Annotated in this window: 22 protein-coding genes; all 22 read left to right on the top strand. The window is 65.2% G+C overall.

Going from position 1 to position 19,976, the window contains the following annotated elements; translation table 11 throughout:
* The first annotated feature begins 7 nt into the window (after positions 1–7).
* Entirely contained in the window at positions 8–424 is a 417-nt protein-coding gene (flgC, locus tag GA0061099_RS04685) for a flagellar basal body rod protein FlgC (protein WP_036006988.1), read from the top strand.
* Between the two features lie 2 nt (positions 425–426).
* On the top strand, positions 427–756 hold the full coding sequence (gene fliE / locus GA0061099_RS04680; protein WP_036006990.1) for a flagellar hook-basal body complex protein FliE: 330 nt from the start codon (positions 427–429) through the stop codon (positions 754–756).
* An 18-nt stretch (positions 757–774) separates the two neighbouring features.
* The gene (gene flgG, locus GA0061099_RS04675) at positions 775–1,563 is read left to right on the top strand and encodes a flagellar basal-body rod protein FlgG (RefSeq protein ID WP_036006992.1); all 789 of its coding nucleotides are present in this window, start codon (positions 775–777) and stop codon (positions 1,561–1,563) included.
* Positions 1,564–1,576: 13 nt separating this feature from the next.
* Complete coding sequence (gene flgA / locus GA0061099_RS04670) at positions 1,577–2,053, top strand: flagellar basal body P-ring formation chaperone FlgA (protein WP_074447553.1); 477 nt, start codon at positions 1,577–1,579, stop codon at positions 2,051–2,053.
* Entirely contained in the window at positions 2,050–3,180 is a 1,131-nt protein-coding gene (gene flgI / locus GA0061099_RS04665) for a flagellar basal body P-ring protein FlgI (RefSeq protein ID WP_036007006.1), read from the top strand. Before flgA ends, flgI begins: the two co-directional genes overlap by 4 nt.
* A 67-nt stretch (positions 3,181–3,247) precedes the next feature.
* On the top strand, positions 3,248–3,994 hold the full coding sequence (locus tag GA0061099_RS04660; protein ID WP_036027426.1) for a MotE family protein: 747 nt from the start codon (positions 3,248–3,250) through the stop codon (positions 3,992–3,994).
* Entirely contained in the window at positions 3,995–4,702 is a 708-nt protein-coding gene (gene flgH, locus GA0061099_RS04655; RefSeq protein ID WP_036027425.1) for a flagellar basal body L-ring protein FlgH, read from the top strand.
* 42 nt (positions 4,703–4,744) lie between these two features.
* Positions 4,745–5,188 (top strand): flagellar basal body-associated FliL family protein, encoded by a 444-nt coding sequence (locus GA0061099_RS04650; protein WP_036027480.1) that lies wholly within the window; start codon positions 4,745–4,747, stop codon positions 5,186–5,188.
* Positions 5,185–5,925 (top strand): flagellar type III secretion system pore protein FliP, encoded by a 741-nt coding sequence (fliP, locus tag GA0061099_RS04645; RefSeq protein ID WP_036007014.1) that lies wholly within the window; start codon positions 5,185–5,187, stop codon positions 5,923–5,925. The genes GA0061099_RS04650 and fliP overlap by 4 nt, the downstream gene beginning before the upstream one ends.
* 255 nt (positions 5,926–6,180) lie before the next feature.
* Positions 6,181–7,089, top strand: a complete 909-nt coding sequence (locus tag GA0061099_RS04640) for a flagellin N-terminal helical domain-containing protein (protein WP_036007017.1) — start codon at positions 6,181–6,183, stop codon at positions 7,087–7,089.
* Positions 7,090–7,357: 268 nt separating this feature from the next.
* A complete protein-coding gene (locus GA0061099_RS04635) occupies positions 7,358–8,272 on the top strand; it encodes a flagellin N-terminal helical domain-containing protein (protein WP_036007019.1) in 915 nt (304 codons plus the stop codon).
* Between the two features lie 296 nt (positions 8,273–8,568).
* Complete coding sequence (gene fliF / locus GA0061099_RS04630; RefSeq protein WP_036007021.1) at positions 8,569–10,194, top strand: flagellar basal-body MS-ring/collar protein FliF; 1,626 nt, start codon at positions 8,569–8,571, stop codon at positions 10,192–10,194.
* Positions 10,191–10,886, top strand: coding sequence for a FliH/SctL family protein (locus GA0061099_RS04625; RefSeq protein ID WP_036027422.1), 696 nt, complete (start codon positions 10,191–10,193; stop codon positions 10,884–10,886). Before fliF ends, GA0061099_RS04625 begins: the two co-directional genes overlap by 4 nt.
* A gap of 6 nt (positions 10,887–10,892) precedes the next feature.
* Positions 10,893–12,206, top strand: coding sequence for a MotB family protein (locus GA0061099_RS04620; RefSeq protein ID WP_036027421.1), 1,314 nt, complete (start codon positions 10,893–10,895; stop codon positions 12,204–12,206).
* Positions 12,203–13,378, top strand: a complete 1,176-nt coding sequence (locus GA0061099_RS04615; RefSeq protein WP_036027420.1) for a chemotaxis protein — start codon at positions 12,203–12,205, stop codon at positions 13,376–13,378. Before GA0061099_RS04620 ends, GA0061099_RS04615 begins: the two co-directional genes overlap by 4 nt.
* A complete protein-coding gene (fliK, locus tag GA0061099_RS04610) occupies positions 13,375–14,718 on the top strand; it encodes a flagellar hook-length control protein FliK (RefSeq protein ID WP_036027418.1) in 1,344 nt (447 codons plus the stop codon). The genes GA0061099_RS04615 and fliK overlap by 4 nt, the downstream gene beginning before the upstream one ends.
* Entirely contained in the window at positions 14,669–15,250 is a 582-nt protein-coding gene (locus tag GA0061099_RS04605; RefSeq protein ID WP_036027417.1) for a transglycosylase SLT domain-containing protein, read from the top strand. Before fliK ends, GA0061099_RS04605 begins: the two co-directional genes overlap by 50 nt.
* Positions 15,251–15,356: 106 nt before the next feature.
* On the top strand, positions 15,357–16,589 hold the full coding sequence (locus GA0061099_RS04600) for a flagellar hook protein FlgE (protein WP_025034317.1): 1,233 nt from the start codon (positions 15,357–15,359) through the stop codon (positions 16,587–16,589).
* A 34-nt stretch (positions 16,590–16,623) separates the two neighbouring features.
* Entirely contained in the window at positions 16,624–18,099 is a 1,476-nt protein-coding gene (flgK, locus tag GA0061099_RS04595; protein ID WP_036027415.1) for a flagellar hook-associated protein FlgK, read from the top strand.
* Between the two features lie 3 nt (positions 18,100–18,102).
* Positions 18,103–19,149: a flagellar hook-associated family protein gene (locus GA0061099_RS04590; RefSeq protein WP_036027413.1), complete on the top strand. Its 1,047-nt coding sequence runs from the start codon at positions 18,103–18,105 to the stop codon at positions 19,147–19,149.
* Positions 19,150–19,217: 68 nt separating this feature from the next.
* A complete protein-coding gene (gene flaF / locus GA0061099_RS04585) occupies positions 19,218–19,562 on the top strand; it encodes a flagellar biosynthesis regulator FlaF (protein WP_036007043.1) in 345 nt (114 codons plus the stop codon).
* On the top strand, positions 19,562–19,972 hold the full coding sequence (gene flbT / locus GA0061099_RS04580) for a flagellar biosynthesis repressor FlbT (protein ID WP_036027412.1): 411 nt from the start codon (positions 19,562–19,564) through the stop codon (positions 19,970–19,972). The genes flaF and flbT overlap by 1 nt, the downstream gene beginning before the upstream one ends.
* Positions 19,973–19,976 lie beyond the last annotated feature (4 nt).

Here is a 19,976-nt window from a genome sequence, read left to right as displayed (position 1 = left end):
AATTGACATGCTGGACTCATTGAGCGCCTCGCTGACGGTCGCAAGCTCCGGGCTCGAAGCGCAGTCGACGCGCATGCGCATCGTCTCGGAAAACCTCGCGAACGCCACCTCGACGGGGCGCGCCGCCGGCGCCGATCCGTATCAGCGCAAGACCATCACCTTCGATGCGGCGATGGATCGCGCCTCGGGCGCACAGCTCGCGAAGGTCAAGGAGATCGGGGTCGACACCACGCCTTACCGGGTGGAGTACGATCCGGGGCATCCCGCCGCCGACAAGGCCGGCTACGTCAAGCTGCCGAACGTGAACATGATGATCGAGATGGCCGACATGCGGGAGGTCAACCGCTCCTATGAGGCCAATCTCCAGGTCGTGAAGCAGGTGAGGTCCATGCTCGGCATGACCATCGATCTCTTGAGGAGCTGACCATGCTTGAGGCGATTTCATCCACCGCGATTTCCGCAGGGCAAGCCGCGAGCCGTGCGACCGAGACGCAGGCCGTCTCGCCGGCGGCGACCACCGCGATCCAGACCAGTGACGACGTCGGCTTCGAATCGGTGATGAAGCAGGTGACGTCGGATGCGATCGGGACGCTGAAGGCGGGCGAGGCGGCATCGATCTCTGCAATGCAGGGCAAGGAATCGACGCGCCGCGTCGTGGAAGCGCTGATGTCGGCCGAGCAGGCCCTGCAGACGGCGGTCGCGGTTCGCGACAAGGTCGTCCAGGCCTACCAGGAAGTCGTTCGGATGTCGATTTGATCTGAAGGAGTGGGACCAGTGAAATCGCTCGCCATCGCGGCCACGGGCATGAACGCCCAGCAGACCAACATCGAAGTCATCGCGAACAACATCGCCAACATCAACTCGACCTCCTACAAACGGGCGCGCGCGGAGTTCACCGATCTGTTCTACCAGATGGACCGCATGCAGGGGGTCGCGAACACCAACGGCTCGTCGCCGATTCCGGAAGGTGCCAATCTCGGCCTCGGCGTCAAGTCCGCGGCGATCCGCAAGCTGCACATCCAGGGCGCGCTGACGCAGACCGGCAATCCCTATGATCTCGCGATCAATGGACGTGGCTGGTTTCAGGTGCTCGGCCCCAACAACGAGGTGCAATACACCCGTGCGGGCTCGTTCAACGTCAACGCCAACGCTCAGCTGGTCACGATCGACGGTTACCTGCTGGATCCCGCGATCACCATCCCGCAGGGGACGGTCGAGGTCACCGTCAACCAGACCGGCCAGGTGTTTGCCAAGCTCGACACGGAAGTGAATCCGCGGCAGATCGGCCAGCTCAACCTCGCCAACTTCGCCAACGAAGCGGGTCTCGAGCCGCTGGGCAGCAATCTCTACAAGGAGACCACGGCGTCCGGCACGCCGGTCGTCGGTCTGCCGGGCGATGCCGGCTATGGCAAGATCAACCAGAAATGGCTCGAGGCCTCGAACGTCGACCCGGTCAAGGAAATCACCGAGTTGATCTCGGCACAGCGTGCCTACGAAATGAATGCCAAGGTCATCCAGGCCTCGGATGAAATGGCCCAGACGGTCTCGAAGGGCATGCGCTAGTTCCGGTGTCTCGATGTTGAACAGGGTGGGCCTGATCGTGCGCGGGTTGGCCGCCGTGCTGCTGGTTCTCGTAACGGCGCGGGTCGCCGCGGCCGAGGAGAAGCGGCTTCCCGTGCCGGCCGTCTCGATCCGCGCCGGCGAGCTGATCCGCGAGGAGATGATCACCGAGCGCGCCTTCGCGCCGAGCCTGCTCGGCGTCGCCATGTTCATCGAGGCGCGTCAGATCCTGGTCGGCCGCATGGCGCGGCGCGCGCTGTTACCGGGCCAGCCCATTCCGACGAACGCGGTGGAGGACCCCTGGACCGTCGCGCGCGGCGCCATGGTCAAGGTCGTGGTCGAGGACAGCGGCCTCTCCATCGTCACTTACGGCTCGGCCATGCAGTCGGGTGCGGCCGGCGCGCTGATCCCCGTGCGCAATACGGACACCGGCGTGATCATCAGGGGCGTCGTCCAGCCGGACGGCAGCGTCAAGGTCATGGACGGGTCATGACCAGGCTCCTGCTTGCGCTCATGCTGCTGGTGTCGGCCGCCGGCGCCCAGGCCGCCGTCCGCATCAAGGACATCGCGGACATCAAGGGTTTGCGCGAGAACCAGATCGTCGGCTACGGCCTCGTCATCGGCCTCAACGGTACCGGCGACACGCTGCGCAACGCGCCGTTCACCGAACAGTCCCTGCAGTCGATGCTCGAGAACATGGGCATCAACGTCAGGAACGAGACCACGAGCACCAACAATCCCCCGCGTCCGACCACGCTGCGCACGCGCAACGTCGCAGCGGTGATGGTGACGGCGGACCTGCCGCCTTCGATCGGGCCCGGCGAGCGCATGGACGTCACCGTGTCCTCGCTCGGCGATGCGACGTCGCTGCTCGGCGGCACATTGGTGATGACGTCGCTGCGCGCGGCGGACGGCGCCGTCTATGCGGTGGCACAGGGCGCGATCACGGTTGCCGGCTACAGCGTCGGAGGCCAGGCGCAGAACGTCAGCCAGGGCACGCCGACGGCCGGGCGCATCCCGAACGGTGCGCTGGTCGAACGCGAGGTGCAGGGAAGTCTCCACGAGATGGAGTTCCTGGTGCTACAGCTGAAGAACCCGGACTTCGTCACCGCAACGCGCATCCTCGACGCTGTCAACCGCTACGCCGGCGGTCGCTACCGCGCGCAGATCGCCTTCGAGCGCGACTACCGCACCATCGTGCTGTCGAAGCCGCGTCATGTCGGCCCTGTTCGCTTCCTCGCCGAGATTGGCGAATTGGTGGTCGAGCCGGATACGCCGGCGCGGGTCGTGATCAACGAGCGCACCGGCACGGTCGTGATCGGGCGCGACGTGCGGATATCCACCGTCGCCGTGACCCACGGCAATCTGACGGTTCGCGTCACGGAGATGCCGGTTGTGTCGCAGCCGGCGCCGTTCTCGCGGGGACAGACGGTGGTCGTCCCGCAGACCGTGGTCGAAGCCAACGAGGCCGGATCGCAGGTGGCGATCCTGAGCGGGGTCGATCTCCAGCGCTTGGTGCGCGGGCTGAACCAGATTGGCCTGAAGCCATCGGGGATCATCGCGATCCTGCAGGCGATCAAGACGGCAGGCGCGCTCCAGGCCGACGTCATCGTGCAATGATGCGCAAGCGTCGTGCAAGCTTGGTCGCTCAATGCTCAGGTCTGAAGCGAGAATCGCACGCGGCCCGATGCTGAAGCTGGATCACAAAGGCAAACTCCTCCTGCTGGCCGCGGCAGCAATGCTCGCGAGCGCCTCGCCCGCGCTCGCCTTGGACGAGGCCAAGCCGTCGAAACCGCTCAACCTGCTCTCCTTCGCCCGCGCCCGCGCTGGCGGACCGCAGAAGCCGCAGCCGTCGGCCACCGCGACACCTGTCGACAATGCGTCGGTCCGGGCCACGGCATGGGCGGCCGAAGATTCGGGCCCCGCGGTCACCGGTGCGGTGCCGGAGACACCGGCGCCTGCCCGTCCGGCCAAGCCTGGCAGCGTCACGGCGCCGCCGAAGCCTGCACCGCCGCAGGCTGCGCCGCCCCCGGACAACGAAATCGCGCTGTTCTGCAGCAACGTCGCCGATCCCGCCGTCGATGCCAGGCTGGCCTGGCAGCTCAAGGAGCTCGAGAAGGCCGAGAGCCTGCTGCGCGAGCGCATCGCCGAGGTCGAGGCCAAGCGCGCCGAATACGAGAAGTGGATGGCGCTGCGCGACGACTTCCTGAAGAAAGCCGAAGCGAGCGTCGTCGAGATCTATTCGCGCATGAAGCCCGAAGCTGCGGCGACGCAGATTGCCGGCATGGCTGACGAGACCGCCGCCGCTGTGCTCGCCAAGCTCAGCCCGCGCAGTTCGAGCGCGATCTTCAACGAGATGGACACGGCACGCGCGGCGCACCTCGCAGACCTGCTCGGCGGCATGCGTCGCGTGGACGACGGAAAGAGCAAATAGATGACCAAGCCGATCCTCATCCTCTCGCTGCTCGCGGCGTCCGTACTTCTTGCCGGTTGCTTCCATGATCCGGCCGAAGTCCTGACCGGTCCGCAGATGTCGCCCGTCGGCAGCGGCCTGCGGATGCAGGCCGATCCGATCCCGGTGACGCCGCGCATGCGCACGCCCGTCAGCTATCGCTCGACCTGGGACGACGGCACCGATCTCTACCGCGATCCGCGCGCCCGCCGCACCGGCGACGTCGTGACGGTGATCATCTCGATGCAGGACAAGGCCAAGCTCGACAACAAGACCGGCCGCTCGCGCGATTCGCAGGTCAAGTTCGGTCTCGACTGGCTGATGGACATCGCCGGATGGAACGACACGGGTTCGGCCAACGCCAATCTCAGCACCAATACCCAGATCAAGGGCAACGGCCAGATCGACCGCACCGAGGACATCAGGCTCTCGATAGCGGCCATCGTCACCGACGTGCTGCCCAACGGCAACATGATGATCAGCGGCTCGCAGGAATTTCGCGTCAACACGGAGATGCGCGTGCTCAAGGTCGGCGGCATCGTGCGTCCGCGTGACATCTCGCGGGCCAACACCATCTCCTACGACAAGATCGCCGAGGCGCGCGTGTCCTACGGCGGGCGCGGAAATCTGTCGGACGTGCAGCAGCCTGGATGGGGACACCGGATCTATGACGCCGTGGCACCATTCTGAGGCCCGAGCCGGCCGGATCGCGCCGCGATGGCGGGCGACGCCATGCGCCTGATCGCCGCCATCGTCGTGCTGACCCTGATCGCGATCGGCGCGGGCGCGATTGCCGGTTTGCATCTGATCGCGACCGCCGAACGCGTTGCCGACGCCAAGAAGAACGCCACTTCGCCGCCGATCGCGTCGAGCTACACCGGCAGTGCGCGGCTCCGGAAATTGTCCCCGATCGTGACCAATCTCGCCGCGCCGGCGAATAATTGGGCGCGCATAGAAGCCTCGATGGTGACCGACAGCATGAGCGACGAGGATGCCGGCATTCTGGCCGCCCACATCAGCGAGGACATCGTGACCTATCTGCGGTCGGCGACGGTCGCGCAGTTCGAGGGATCGCGCGGGCTCCAGCATCTGCGCGACGACCTGACCGAGCGCGCCAATATCCGCTCGTCAGGCAAGGTCCGCGAATTGATCATCGAGACGCTGGTGATCCAGTGAGGGTGAAAGTCCTGCTGCTCGCGCTGGTTCTGGTCGTGCTGCCCGAAGCGGCGCTGGCCCAAATTCCGGACCTGAATTCCCTGCTGCCGCCCGGAAACGGCTCGACCAGCGGCCGGATCATCCAGCTGATGGCGCTGATCACGGTGCTGTCGGTGGCGCCGGGGCTGCTCATCATGGTGACGAGCTTCACGCGATTTGCGGTGGCGTTGTCGTTCCTGCGCGCCGGTCTCGGCCTCCAGACCACGCCCGCCAACCTGGTGCTGATCAGCCTCGCGCTGTTCATGACCTTCTATGTCATGGCGCCGACCTTCGACCGGGCCTGGGAGAGCGGCGTCCAGCCGCTGATGAAGAACGAGATATCGGAAGAGGAAGCCTATCTGAAGATCACGGACCCGTTCCGCGAGTTCATGCTGGCCCATGTCCGCGACAAGGATCTCCAGACCTTCGAAGCGCTCGCCGCCGAAAGCTTCCGCAGGAAGTTCGACGACAAGCGGGTCGATCTGCGCGTCATCATTCCGGCCTTCATGATTTCCGAGCTCCGGCGCTCGTTCGAGATCGGATTCCTCATCATCCTGCCGTTCCTGGTGATCGACATGATCGTGGCGACGCTGACCATGTCGATGGGCATGATGATGATGCCGCCGACGATCCTCGCGCTGCCGTTCAAGATGCTGTTCTTCGTGCTGATCGACGGCTGGAATCTGCTGGCCTCCGGGCTGGTCCGCTCGTTCTCGTGAGCACTGGCCGGCCGGTTATGGTTAAGCGAAAGGTGCTGGATTTGGTTAGCGGCGCGTTATTTTAACCATATGATTCTACTGCGGAATTCAAGCTCGTCTTAATCCGGAAGCAAGATTCGGCGTGCTAGCAATGCGGCACGGCGGGTTGGACCCACACAGATCGGTCCAAAGGCATGATGCCGCCCTTCCGTACCGGTGAAAGCCCGGTATGTCCCCTCGTGAAAATGTAAACGCGTACATAAAGGGACATTCGCAATGTCAAGCCTGCTTACGAACTCGACTGCCATGACCGCACTCCAGACCCTGCGGTCTGTGGGTTCGCAACTCTCCACCACGCAGAACCGGATCTCGACCGGCCAGCGCGTGTCCACCGCGTCGGACAACGCCGCCTATTGGTCGATCGCAACGTCGATGCGCTCCGACAACGCTGCGCTCTCGGCGGTGTCCGACTCGCTCGGCCTGTCGGCCGCGACCGTCGACACCGAATATACCGCTCTGACCTCGGTGATCGGCGACAAGGACTCGGGTCTGACCAAGCTCCAGGCGCTGCTGGTCCAGTCCAAGACCGCAGGTATCGATCGCACCAAGATCCAGGCGGACATCACCCAGATCCAGCAAGACATGAAGCTGAAGGCCAACTCGGCGACCTTCAACGGCATCAACTGGCTGAGCACCACGACGGGTACCACCCCGACGAGCTTCAGCCTCGTGTCATCCTACTCGCGCGTCGGCGGCACGCCCACCATCGGCTCGATCACGGTGACGACGGCCAACTACACGCTCTACTCGACCACGCAGACCGGCATTCTGGACACCGTGGCCGGCAGTGCGTCGGTCGACACGATCAACATCGCCGCGCTGACCGACTCGGCCGCCGACCAGACCACGCTCGATGCCTACATCGCGCAGGTCACGACTGCGATCAACTCGGTGGCCTCGGCCGCCGCCAATCTCGGTGCCGTCAAGAACCGTATCTCGACCAACACGAACTTCGTGAAGTCGCTGATGGACTCGGTTGACCGCGGTGTCGGTCAGCTCGTCGACGCCGACATGAACGCGGAATCCACCCGCCTGGCCGCCCTTCAGGTCCAGCAGCAGCTCGGCGTGCAGGCGCTCTCGATCGCCAACAACAGCAGCCAGAGCATCCTGTCGCTGTTCCGCTAAGGCGGAAGTCATCTGGGGAGGGCCGCGCTTCTCGCGAAGCGCGGCCCTTTCGTTTGGGCATGGCCACGCGCCCAAGTCCGGCCGACTGTTGCGGCCGGAACACAGGGCCACAAGCCCCGCACAAGCTTCGCTCGCTAACCTCGCCGCTACGACAGATTGGGCCTTGAACCCGCGTTTGCGGCACGCCCAAAGGCATGACGCCGCCCTGTCGTACCGGTGCAAGCCCGGTATGTCCCCAACTCAAGTCAATCTTCAAAGGGACATCAAAATGGGTTCTAGTCTTCTCACCAACTCCTCCGCCATGACCGCGCTGCAGACCCTGCGGTCTGTCAGCACGCAACTCGCCACCACGCAGAACCGGATTTCCACCGGGCAGCGCGTGTCCACCGCCTCGGACAACGCTGCCTATTGGTCGATTGCGACCTCGATGCGCTCCGACAACGCCGCGCTGTCCGCGGTCTCCGACTCGCTCGGCCTGTCGGCTGCGACCGTCGACACCGAATACACCGCTCTGACCTCGGTGATCGGCGACAAGGACTCGGGTCTGACCAAGCTCCAGGCGCTGCTGGTCGAAGCCAAGACCGCCGGTATCGACCGCACCAAGATCCAGGCCGACATCACCCAGATCCAGCAGGACATGAAGCTGAAGGCCAATTCGGCCACCTTCAACGGCATCAACTGGCTGAGCACCACGACGGGCACCACCCCGACGAGCTTCAACCTCGTCTCGTCCTACTCGCGTGTCGGCGGCACGCCCACCATCGGCTCGATCACGGTGACGACCGCCAATTACACGCTCTACTCGACCACGCAGACCGGCATTCTGGACACCGTGGCCGGCAGCGCCTCGGTCGACACGATCAACATCGCCGCGCTGACCGACTCGGCGGCCGATCAGACCACGCTCGATGGCTACATCGCGCAGGTCACGGCGGCGATCAACTCGGTGGCCTCGGCCGCTGCCGATCTCGGCGCGGTCAAGAACCGCATCTCGACCAACACGGAATTCGTCAAGACCCTGATGGACTCCGTGGATCGCGGCGTCGGCCAGCTCGTCGACGCCGACATGAATGCGGAATCGACCCGCCTGCAGGCTCTGCAGACCCAGCAGCAGCTCGGCGTTCAGGCGCTCTCGATCGCCAACCAGAACAGCCAGAGCATCCTGTCGCTGTTCCGCGGCTAAGCGGCGCTTTCGAAAACGACCGTGCTCTCTCAGGGAGCACGGTCCCCGCCGTGATGGTGGGCGCCGACACGCGATATGCCGGCAATCGAACCTTCGTCATACGTCTTGCGACATGCCGCAGCCGGTCGGGCTGCCCTGCGCGCGAGCGCTTGCTCGCGCCTGCCAAACCGATTGCGTCGCCCCGTCTTGCATATTTGCAACGCCTCGCCAGCGAACCCGAACATTCGCGCCTCGCGCAACCTTCAGACAAGGTTGGCAGCTGAGTGTCGTCACCATTCGCATTGGTACGAGGTCATATGCTCAGTCGTGCGCAGGTACAGCAACTGCTCAACAATCTGCTGGAGCTTGGGCCGCGACGCCTGATGGCCTTGGGACTGATCGGTTTTGCGGTTCTCGTCACCGTCGTCGGCGGCGCCTATTATCTCAGCCGCCCCGAGTTCGAAACGCTCTACACCGGCCTCACCCGCGAAGACGTGACGCGCATCGGCGCGGCACTGCGCGAGCAGAACATCACCTTCGACGTCAATTCCGCCGGCGATGCGGTCTCGGTGCGTCCAAGCCAGACCATGCAGGCGCGGATGCTGCTGGCCGAGAAGGGGCTGCCGACCAGCGCCAATTCGGGCTACGAGCTGTTCGACAAGATCGGTTCGCTCGGGCTGACCTCGTTCATGCAGGAGGTCACCAAGCTGCGCGCGCTCGAAGGCGAGATCGCCCGCACCGTCCAGCTGATGAAGGGCGTGAAGGCGGCGCGCGTGCATATCGTGCTGCCGGTGCGCGGCTCGTTCCGCGCCACGCAGCAGCCGCCTTCGGCATCGGTCGTGCTGCGCACCGACGGCGCGATCGAGGCGCGCACGGCACAGTCGATCCGGCATCTCGTCGCCGCCGCCATTCCCGGCATGAGCCGCGACAAGGTGACGGTGCTCGATGCCGACGGCTCGATGCTGCTCGCCGAAGAGGACGAGGCCAGCGCCGCGCCAACCAAGATGGCGAGCCTGCAGAAGACGGTCAGCGGCATGGTGCAGGAGAGCATTCGCAAGGCGCTGACGCCGTATCTGGGCCTCGACAACTTCGAGGTGAGCGTCGCTCCGCAGCTGTCCACCGACAAGCGGCAGATCAACGAGACGGTCTACGATCCCGAGAACCGCGCCGAGCGCTCGGTGCGGGCCGTACGCGAGAAGGAATCCTCGCAGAACGCCGACCGCTCGTCGCCGACCACGGTGCAGCAGAATCTCCCCGACCAGCAGGTGAATGCGGGCGGCGGCAAGAACTCCAGCGAGGACAAGACCCGCCGCGAGGACGTCACCAATTTCGAGGTCTCCTCCAAGACCACAACGACGGTCAGCGACGGCTATTCGGTCAAGAAGCTGTTCATCGCCGTCCTGGTGAATCGCGCTCGGCTGGTTGCCGATCTCGGCGACAAGAGCAACCAGGCCATCATCGACAGCAAGCTCGCCGAGATCAGCCAGCTCGCGGCGACCGCGGGCGGATTGGACAAGGCGCGCGGCGATCAGATCCAGGTGACGGCCGTCGATTTCATCGAGGGCTCGCGTGAGCTGGCGCCGGTGCCGCCGATCAGCTTCGTCGAGATGATCAACAAGCAGCTCGGCAGCGTCATCAACGCGATCACGATCCTGGCCGTGGCTTCGATGCTGGTCTGGTTCGGGCTGCGGCCGGCGGTCAACGGCATCCTGACCCATCGCGCGGAGCAGGAGCAGGCCGAGGCGGCCGAGGCCGCCCAGCTCGAGGCCTCGGCGGCCCTTGCGCTGCCCGACGGCGAGGAGGCCGAGCTCAACCTCGTCGAAGACCTCGAAGGCAAGATGCAGCGAACGCCGCAGAAGCGGCTCGAGCAGATCGTCCGGCTCGATCAGACGCAGGCGGCGGCGATCCTTAAAGACTGGATGCGACGCGAGGAGGCGGCATGAACGCGGCAATCGGAAAACTCCTGACGCAGTTCGATGCGAACGGCCGGGTCAAGTCGTCGCCGCCGCCCCCGCCTCCGAAAATCCAGGACGTGCTGACCAGGCCAAAGGAGGCGAGGCGCGATCCGCAGCCTCAATCGCAGCCGCAGGCCCACACGCAGCTTCAGGCTCAGTCCCCTGCGCCCGCGACGGAAGCGCCGCCGGTCAATCTCCTGGACGATGCCTATCGGCGCGGCCATGCCGCGGGCGTCGCGGAAGGCGACGCCAAATTGGCCGAGGAGCGCGTCCGCAGTGCGATCCGGCTCGGCGAAGAGCGGGCCAAATGGTCCGACCAGCAGGCGGTCGCGATCGTCAGCGGCTTCGAGGCGGCCTGCCGCGAGATCGAGACCAACATCGCAAGCTCCGTGGCGCGGATCCTGCTGCCGTTCCTCGCCGATGCGGTGCGCGACAAGGCGATCGGATCGCTGGTCGAGCAGATCGCGGCGCTGACCGGCAGCTCGTCGGCGCCCGCCTTCAAGGTCACCGGCCCGAGCGAGCTGCTGGACCTCGTGAAGACGCAGCTCGAGGCGTCCAGGCGAACGGGCATCGCATACGTGGCCGCCGAGACGCTCGAGGTGCGCGTCGTGGCCGACCAGACCGTGATCGAGACGCAGATCTCCGCCTGGAGTGAACGCCTCAAGGAAGCGCGCCGGTAGTCCGCCATGGAGGAGGTCAAGCATGAGATCGTGATCGTCCGCCGCCGCAGCGCCTTCGCCGAGGAGGCGCATCACGGCGGCGTCTGGAAGATCGCCTATGCGGACTTCATGACCGCGATGATGGCGTTCTTCCTGGTCATGTGGCTGCTCAACGCGCTCAACCAGGACCAGAAGCAGGTCGTCGCGAGCTATTTCAATCCGATCAAGCTCGCTGAGAACTCACCTGCCCCAAAGGGCCTCAAGGATCTCTCCAACAAGGAGCCGTCGTCGTTCGAAGGCCAGGACGGCAAGCGTCAGCCGGCCGGTACGAACGAGGAAAGGCGCGGCGATTCTCCGACGGCTGAGAAGCCGGCCTCTTTCGAGGAGAAGGTCCTGTTCCGTGACCCCTATGCGACGCTCGCCGAGATCGCCAACAGCGCGAACCAGTCGACGGGCCAGCGGCGCGCCGGCGCTCTGACCTCCGCTGAAGAGGACGGCCTCAAGGGAGGCGATGCCTATCGCGATCCATTCGATCCGGGCTATTGGAAGCTGGCGCCACAGGCGTCCAAGGACGCCGATCGCTTCATCGAGAGCGAGCCGAAGCCGAATGCCTCCGCGCGAGACGGCGCAGCCGGAGCAAATCCGGGCGAGGTGCAGGCGCGCCGGAGCAGGACGGATGATGCCGGCGGCAACGTGGCTCCGGGCCCGGAGAGCTCGTCCGCAAGCCTGTCGCCGCTGATGCCGCCGGGCGCCGCACCGACGCAGTCGCCGCGCGAGGGCAGCGCCCAAGCTGGCGTCCAGGTGAGCACCGCCCCGCAGGCTCGTCCCAACGATGCGGCGAAGGAGCCGGAGGCGCGCGACGCGGCGCAAACACAGCAGCCCACCCTCAAGCAGCTTCAGTCCGCGATCGCGGAGGCGCTGTCGGACATCAAAGCAGGGGCGGGGCCGGCGGCCGAGGTGCGTCAGGTCGAGGAAGGGCTCCTGGTCAGCCTCACCGACGATGCGAGCTTCGGCATGTTCGCGGTCGGCTCGGCGGAGCCGCGGCCCGAGCTGATCCGCGTGATCGACAAGATCGGGCCGCTGCTGATGAAGCGCCAGGGCATGATCATCGTCCGCGGGCATACCGACAATCGGCCGTATCGATCGGAAACCTACGACAATTGGAGGCTGTCGACCGCGCGTGCGCAGATGGCCTATTACATGTTGGTCCGTTCCGGCGTCGATGCGCGGCGGATCGAGCATATCGAAGGTTACGCCGATCGGCGGCCGAAGCTCCCGAACGATCCGGCGGCCGCCCAGAACCGCCGGATCGAAATCCTGATCCGGGAGAAGCGACCTTGATCAGGCTGCTGCGCCGCGCCGTCTTGCTGCTGCCGTTCATCGCGGCAAATGCGCTTGCCCAGCCTGCACCCCAGGGCAGCGAACCCTATGAGCTCGTCCGCGCGCTGCAAGCGGTGCAGGACGGCATCGCCAATGGCGACACCGCCGCACATGGCAGTCATATCGCGCTGATCCGGCAAATCGGCGAGAAGTTTCTCGCGGCCGATCCCGCGGTGTGGAGCAATCCGCGGAACGGCCAGGCGGTCGTTATCTACCTGCTCAGCGGCGGTGCGCCGCAAATCGTCCGCAAACTGCCGCGCGACAAGTTGAACGTCGACGAGCGGCTGTTCAACGGTGCGCTCGCCTATGTCGAGGGTCGCCAAGAGGAAGCACGGGAGCTGCTCAAGGAGATCAAGCCGCGGACGATTCCTTCGGGACTGGGCGGACAGGTCGCGCTGGTTCAGGGCGCGCTGTTCGCGCGCGCCGAGGCCTCGCTCGCGATCGAGCGCCTGGACGATGCGCGCCTGCTGTTGCCCGGCACGCTGGTCGAGGAGGCGGCCCTGCGGCGCGAGATCCTGCTGGTGGGGCAGGCGGAGGATTTCGAGAAGTTCGAGTTCCTGACGCTGGCCTATATCCGCCATTACCGCAACTCGATCTATGCGGGCGATTTCTGGCAGCGCTTCTCCGCGGGGCTGACGCAATCGAGCCTGGCACTCGACGAGCGCCGCTTTGCGCGGATCTCAGCCTTGCTCGAGCAGATCGATCGCGCCAGCCGCCTCAAGCTCTATCTCATGATGGCGCGCGCCGCGATGGTGCGCGGACGGCTGACCGTGACCCGACTTGCGGGCGAGCGGGCATTGACCCTGAGCGCGGATGCATCGGCGGAACGCGAGCGCGCCCATTTCCTCCGCGGCGCCTCGCGCGTGCTCACCGACGAATATGACGGCGGTCTCGCCGAACTGAAGGCGCTCGACCGGTCGAAGCTGCCCGAACGCGACGTCCCCCTTCTCAATGCCACGGTGCAGCTCGCGCTCGACGTTCGCAAGCCGTTCGCGGGCGGATCCGCCGCGGCAGCGGACAAGCCTCCGGCAACGCCGGCGCGACTCGATTTGGCGTCATCGACCGCGACGCTCGCACGCGCGCAGAAGCAGCTCGGGGAGCTCGAACTCCTGACCAAGGATCGCCGGCCATGACCAAGCTCAGTGGAACCTCCGGACAGCTCTTCAACGGTCTCGCCGAGAGTCTCAACATGCGCGGGTCGCGCGCGGCAATGGGTGCCGCGACCAAACCACAGGCGAACTCGTCCTTCAACGATCTGCTCCACACCGTCTCGAACCTCGCCAAGCAGGCGCTGAGCGAAGACGGCAGCGAGGCGGCCGCGAAGACCAGAACGCTGCGCACGTGTCCGATCCATCCGGCCGAGCAGGAGCAGCCGAAGGAGGCGGCGCTGCGCGAACGCGTCGCGACCATTGCTGATCCAAAGTCCATGGACGAGACCTCCGACACCAAGTCCGACAAGCTGGCGGAGCAACCACGTCCGGTCGATCATTTCACCGGGACAGATCGCCAGGATCAATCCGGCATCGCTGTGATGGTCGGGCAGGAGATCGCTGCTGTGTCTGCCGTGAAACCGCAGATGCAAGTGCCCTCCGCAGACAAGGACGCGCCCGCGCGTGACGAGCGGTCGCCCTCGGCGAAGCACGAGGCACCGGGCGCGGTGAAGGCGGCGACCGGCGATGCCGGTCCATCCAGTCCTGCCCCGGCCGGCGCGCGCTCGCAGGCGGCGGCTTCGCAAGCGATGGCGGCGTCGCAATCTGCGCTGACGCAAGGTGCGGAAGCCTCGAGCGCAAGGCCGGCATCACCCGGCTTCGAGGCGGTTACGGCCGATGTCGAGCGCGCTGCCAAGGCTTCGGCGCGCGCCGCGCTACCCGAGACAACTAAGGTCACCGTGGTCCAGCAGGAAACCCATCTGCCACCGGCGCAGTTCAACGCCCCGCAGCAGGTTGCCAATGCAGTCGTCGCCGAGCTGAAGGAGTCCTCGGCACCGGCTGCGTCCGCGGCACCCGATCTCGCCGCATCCCAGACCAACGCACCGGATCAGCCGCTCAGGATCCTGACGGTCAATCTCGAACCGCCCGCCCTCGGCAACGTCACGGTGCGCCTGCGTCTCGTCGGCACCGAAGTGTCCGTCCAGCTCGCGGCCGAGCGCAAGGACACGAGCCAGATGCTCGACCAGCAGCGCGACCAGATCCGCGAGCTCATGCAGTCGGCCGGCTACGTCGCCGACGTCGCGCCGGTCCAGCACGGCTCGCTGGACGGATTCCAGAGCGGCTCCGGCCAGTCCCAGCCCCAGCTCTCGGGCCAGCAACAATCCTCGCCGCAGTCGCAAGGCGCGTTCGGCGGTGCCGGCACGTCGTCGGGGCAATCCGACGGCGGCGCGAAACAGGCTCGCCAGGAGCGCCAGTTCAACCAGGAGACGCGTCATGAGCAGGACGTGGCGCCGCATCACCGTCGCGGCCCTGTTTATCTGTAACGCGAGCGCTTCGGAAGCCGCCGCCGAGACTGCGCGCCCCTGCGAGCGCGAGATGACGCGCGCGGCCCGGCAGCATGGGATTCCGCTCGGCATTCTCTATGCGGTGGGCCTCACCGAGACCGGCCGGCGCGGCGCGCTCCATCCTTACGCGCTCGGGGCCGACGGCCAGACCGTGTTCGCCAAGGACATCAACGATGCAATCGCGAATTTCGAGGCCATGCGCAGCAAAGGCATCAAGCTGATCGATCTCGGCTGCATGCAGATCAACCATTATTATCACGCCGAAAAGTTCGCTTCGGTCCGGGCGATGTTCGATCCCGCGGGGAACGTCGAGTACGCCGCGCGCTTCCTCAAGGAGTTGAAGCAGCGCGAAGGCAGCTGGACCATGGCGGTCGCGCGCTACAACGCGGGCCCCAACAATCAGCCGGCGCAGAAGCGCTATGTCTGTCACATTGTTGCGCATCTCGTCTCGAGCGGTTTCGGCGCGTGGACGGACAAGGCGCGCTCGTTCTGCCAGCCCAAGACGAGCTGAAGCAGAGCTGACCGGACCACGACAAGTTGTGCATCGCGCCCAATCATCAGCCCCGCGCAAGCAAGAACCCCCATTGTAGCTGCAACCTACCAAAGGAGCCCAATTCATGAGCCTGTATGGTGTTATGCGCACCGGCGTTTCCGGGATGAACGCGCAGTCCAACAAGCTGTCGACGGTCTCGGACAACATCGCCAACGTCAACACGACGGGCTACAAGCGGGCTTCGACGGAGTTCTCCTCGCTGATCCTGAAGAGCGGCTCCGGCAATTACGATTCCGGCGCTGTCGAAACCAAGGTCCGCTATGCCATCAGCGACGGGGGCAATACGCAGTATACCACGTCGACCACGGACCTCCGCGTCCAGGGCAATGGCTTCTTCGTGGTGTCGAACGCCAACAACACGCAGCAATATCTGACGCGGGCCGGCTCGTTCGTGCCCGACAGCCAGGGCAATCTGGTCAACGGGGCCGGCTTTTATCTTCTCGGCCAGCCCGGGAACGTGACCAACTTCTCGCAGAACAGCCTGTCCGGGATGCAGATCGTCAACATCGCCCAGGTCTCGCAGGTGCCGGTGCCGTCAACGGCGGGAACGCTCACGACCGGCAATTTGGATCCGAAAGCGGCTGTCATTGCTGGCCCGCCCGGCCCGGCGTCATATTCATCGAAGAGCTCGATCGTGGCCTACAACAATATCGGCCAGGCCGTTACGCTCGACGTCTATATGTCCCACACGGCGACGGCTGCCGGCTCGGATACCTGGCAGATCGGGGTCTACGACTCCGCGACAGGCACCTCGCTCGGCGCCGCCACCACTTTCACCTTCGACACCACGGCGGCCGGCAGGGGCGCGCTCGCCGCGGCGAGCCCGACCGGTCTCGCCTTCACCGTTCCCGGAGGTGCGGCGATGACCTTTGACCTGTCGAACTTGACCCAGGTCGGCACCGACTTCAGCTTCAAGGCCACTGTCAATGGCAGCGTTCCCTCGGCGATCGACAAGGTCGATATCGACGATGCCGGCCATGTGACGGCGATCCTCAAGAACGGGCAGCAGCTGACGCTCTACACCATCATGCTCGCCGACGTCGCGAGCCCCGACAATCTGACGCCCGAGCCCGGCAACGTCTATTCGACCAACATGAATTCCGGCAACGCGCAGGTCGGAAATGCCGGCACGGGTGGGCTCGGCACGATCCAGTCCAGTGCCCTGGAGGACTCCAACGTCGACCTCGCGGACGAACTCACCGGCATGATCGAGGCCCAGCGCGGCTTCACGGCGAACTCGAAATCGTTCCAGACCGGCTCGGATCTGCTGGATGTCGTCGTCAACTTGAAGCGCTGAATTCCTAGGCGCTCGTTTCGGGCAAGAGCACGCCATGTCGCTTACCGCCGCTCTCAACTCGGCTCGCTCCTCGCTCATGGCGTCGAGCGTTCAGTCGTCGGTCATCTCGCGCAACATCGCCGGTGCCAGCGCCACCGGCTATTCGCGCAAGCTCACCGTGCTGGACAATCTGCCCGGCGCCGGCGTCTATGTCGCGGCGATCCAGCGCGCCGCCAGCTCGGGCCTCTACAACAACGTCCTGATCGCGACCTCGTCGTCCGCCAAGCAGACCGCGATCTATGACGGCCTGCAGAAGATCGCCACCGCGACGGTGGACGATCCGGAGCTCGACCAGTCGCCGACGGCGCAGCTCAACGCGCTGAAGCAGGCGTTGCAGAAATATGCCAACGCCCCTGACAACGCCACCCTGGCGCAGGCGGCCGTCGCGTCCGCCAAGGACATGGCGACCGCGCTCAACCAGGCGACCCGGACCGTGCAGTCGGTCCGCGAAAGCGCCGATGCCGACATGAAGACGTCGGTTCAGAATATCAACCAGTTGCTCTCCCGGTTCGAGACCGTGAACACCGCGATCGTGAAAGGCACGATCTCCGGCGACGACATCACCGACTATCTCGATCAGCGCGACAGCATCGTCTCGCAGCTGTCGCAGGAGGTCGGCGTCAACATGTCGATCCGCCCCAACGGCGACGCGGCGCTCTACGCCGATAGCGGCGTGGTGCTGTTCGACAAGACGGCGCGGACGGTGAGCTTTGCGCCGACGAATGCCTACAGCGCCGGCACCACGGGCAACGCCGTCTACATCGACGGGGTCCCGGTGACCGGCGCCAATTCGGTGATGCCGCTGAAGTCGGGCAAGCTCGCAGGCCTCGCCCAGCTGCGCGACCAGGACACCGTCACCTATCAGGGCCAGCTCGACGAAATCGCGCGCGGCCTGATCAATACGTTCAGGGAAAGCGATCAGACCGCCGCGGCGCTGCCCGACGTTCCCGGTCTCTTCACCTATCCGGGCGCGCCGGCGATGCCGGCGAGCGCGACCGTCTCGGTGGGCCTCGCCGGCACGATCTCGGTCGCGGCCTCGGTCGATCCGAGCCTGGGCGGCAACCCGAATTTGCTACGCGACGGCGCGATCAGCGGCAACCCCGCCTACCAATACAACACCGCCGGCAACGGCGGCTATTCGGCCCGACTGCAGCAGCTCATCGGCGGCATGGATGCCGCGCAGCCGTTCGATGCAACGACGCAAGGCAAGCCGAGCGGCAGCCTGATCGACTTCGCATCATCATCGGCGAGCTGGATCGAAAACCAGCGCAAGACCGCCGACGCCAACTCCGAGTACCAGAGCACATTGCTCAACCGCAGCATCACGGCGTTGTCAAACGTCAACGGCGTCAACATGGACGACGAAATGGCCTTGATGCTCCAGGTCGAGCGAACCTATTCGGCCTCGTCGAAGATCATTTCGACCGTCGATGAAATGCTGCAGAGCCTGCTGGCCGCCGTGGGGAACTGAGCCATGATGAGCGCGAATTACGTTTCCACCCTGATGCTGTCCTCGTCGTTGAGGTATTCGATCACGAACAACCAGGCGGCGCTGAGCAAGGCCTCGACCGAAGCGACCACCGGCCGCTTCTACGACGTTGGTCTGGAACTCGGTGCGACGACGGGAAGCGACCTCACGCTGCGGGCGGACTGGAGCTTTGCCGACCAGCTCGTCGACACCAACGGTCTCGTCTCGGGACGCCTGGACGTGACGCAGAACAGGATCACCCAGCTCAACAAGACCGCGACCGACTTCCTCAAGGATCTGATCGCGGCCCGCAGCACCGACGGCGGCGGGCGGGTCATCCTGCCGCCTGCGGCGTCCAATCTCCAAGACCTGATCGGCGCACTGAACGTCTCCTATAACGGCTCCTATCTGTTCTCGGGCATCAACACGCAGAATGCGCCCATCACGGCTTACGCCGCGGGCTCGGCCAGCAAGAACCAGGTCGATGCGGATTTTCTCGCGACCTTCGGCTTTCCGCAATCCTCACCCGCCGTAGCCACCATTACGCCGGCCCAGATGCAGACCTTCCTGGACACCACCTTCGATGCCGGGTTCGCCAGCCCGGCCTGGAACACCAACTGGTCGTCGGCGACTGACCAGACCATGCAAAGCCGCATCTCCACCACCGAGATCGCGGACACGTCCGTGAGCGCCAACCAGATCGGCTTCCGCAGGCTCGCCGAGGCCTACACCATGATGGCCGATCTCGGCAACGTGAAGCTGAGCCAGGAGACGTTCCAGGTCGTGGTGGACAAGGCCATCGGGCTGGTCGGCAACGCCATCAACGATCTCGCGGCGCTGGGCGGCAGCGTCGGCACGGTCCAGCAGCGGGTCACCACCGCAACCGCCAAGCTCAAGACGCAGCAGGACATTCTGAACAATCAGATCGTCGGAATGGAAGCGGTCGACCCGACCGAAGCCTCGGTCCGCGTCAATACGCTGCAGACACAGATCCAGACCGCGCTGGCGCTCACCTCGCAGCTCCAGAAGATCAGCCTCATCAATTATCTCTGAGCCAAGGCTGCGCTGTCAGGCTCGTAACCTTTGTCCAGTTGTTCGGTTTTCTGCGAAGAGTGGTCCTGATGACGTTTGAAGCCTATGAAGCGGTCGTTGACGATAGTGGCTATGAGGCGCGCAGCCGTGAGCGGCAGGCACTCAGCCTTGGCATCGACCGGCTCGAGCGGATCCAGAAGGGACGTTTCAGCCCCGAGGATCAGGTCGAGAGCCTGCTCTATGTGCGGCGGCTGTGGACGATCTTCATCGAGGATCTCGCGCACCCGGACAACGGCCTGCCGGACAAGCTGCGTGCCGACATCATCTCGATCGGCCTGTGGGTGGTCAAGGAAGCCGATCGTCTCCGCGAGCAGCGGTCCAGCGACGTGGTGCAGCTCATCGAAATCAACCGCCTGATCCGAGACGCGCTTTAATGAAGATTTCCTTGCGCGCGGGCGAACGGGTCTACATCAACGGCGCGGTGCTCCGCGTCGACCGCAAGGTCTCCGTCGAGCTCGTCAACGACGTGATGTTCCTGCTCGAAGGGCAGGTCATGCAGGCGTCCGACGCCACCACGGCCCTGCGGCAGCTCTATTTCATCGTCCAGCTCATGCTGATGAACCCGACGGACGTTCGCGACGCTGCGGCGCTCTACGCCCAGCATCACGCGGCCCTGTGTGCCGTTTGCGAGAACCGCGAGATGCTCGGTGGGCTCGGCGCGATCCACGAACTGGTTGGGGCGACCCGCTATTTCGAGGCGCTCAAGCGGATTCGCGCGTTGTTTCCGGTGGAGCAGGCCATCCTGGCCGGCGCCGCCGCCGTTTCCCCAGTCGAAGCTGCCTGACAGC

It is taken from the genome of Bradyrhizobium yuanmingense, assembly GCF_900094575.1.
GTDB classification, from domain to species: Bacteria; Pseudomonadota; Alphaproteobacteria; order Rhizobiales; family Xanthobacteraceae; genus Bradyrhizobium; species Bradyrhizobium yuanmingense.
The sequence above is the reverse complement of the archived record's forward strand: the minus strand, read 5'-3'. Positions and strand labels throughout refer to the sequence as shown.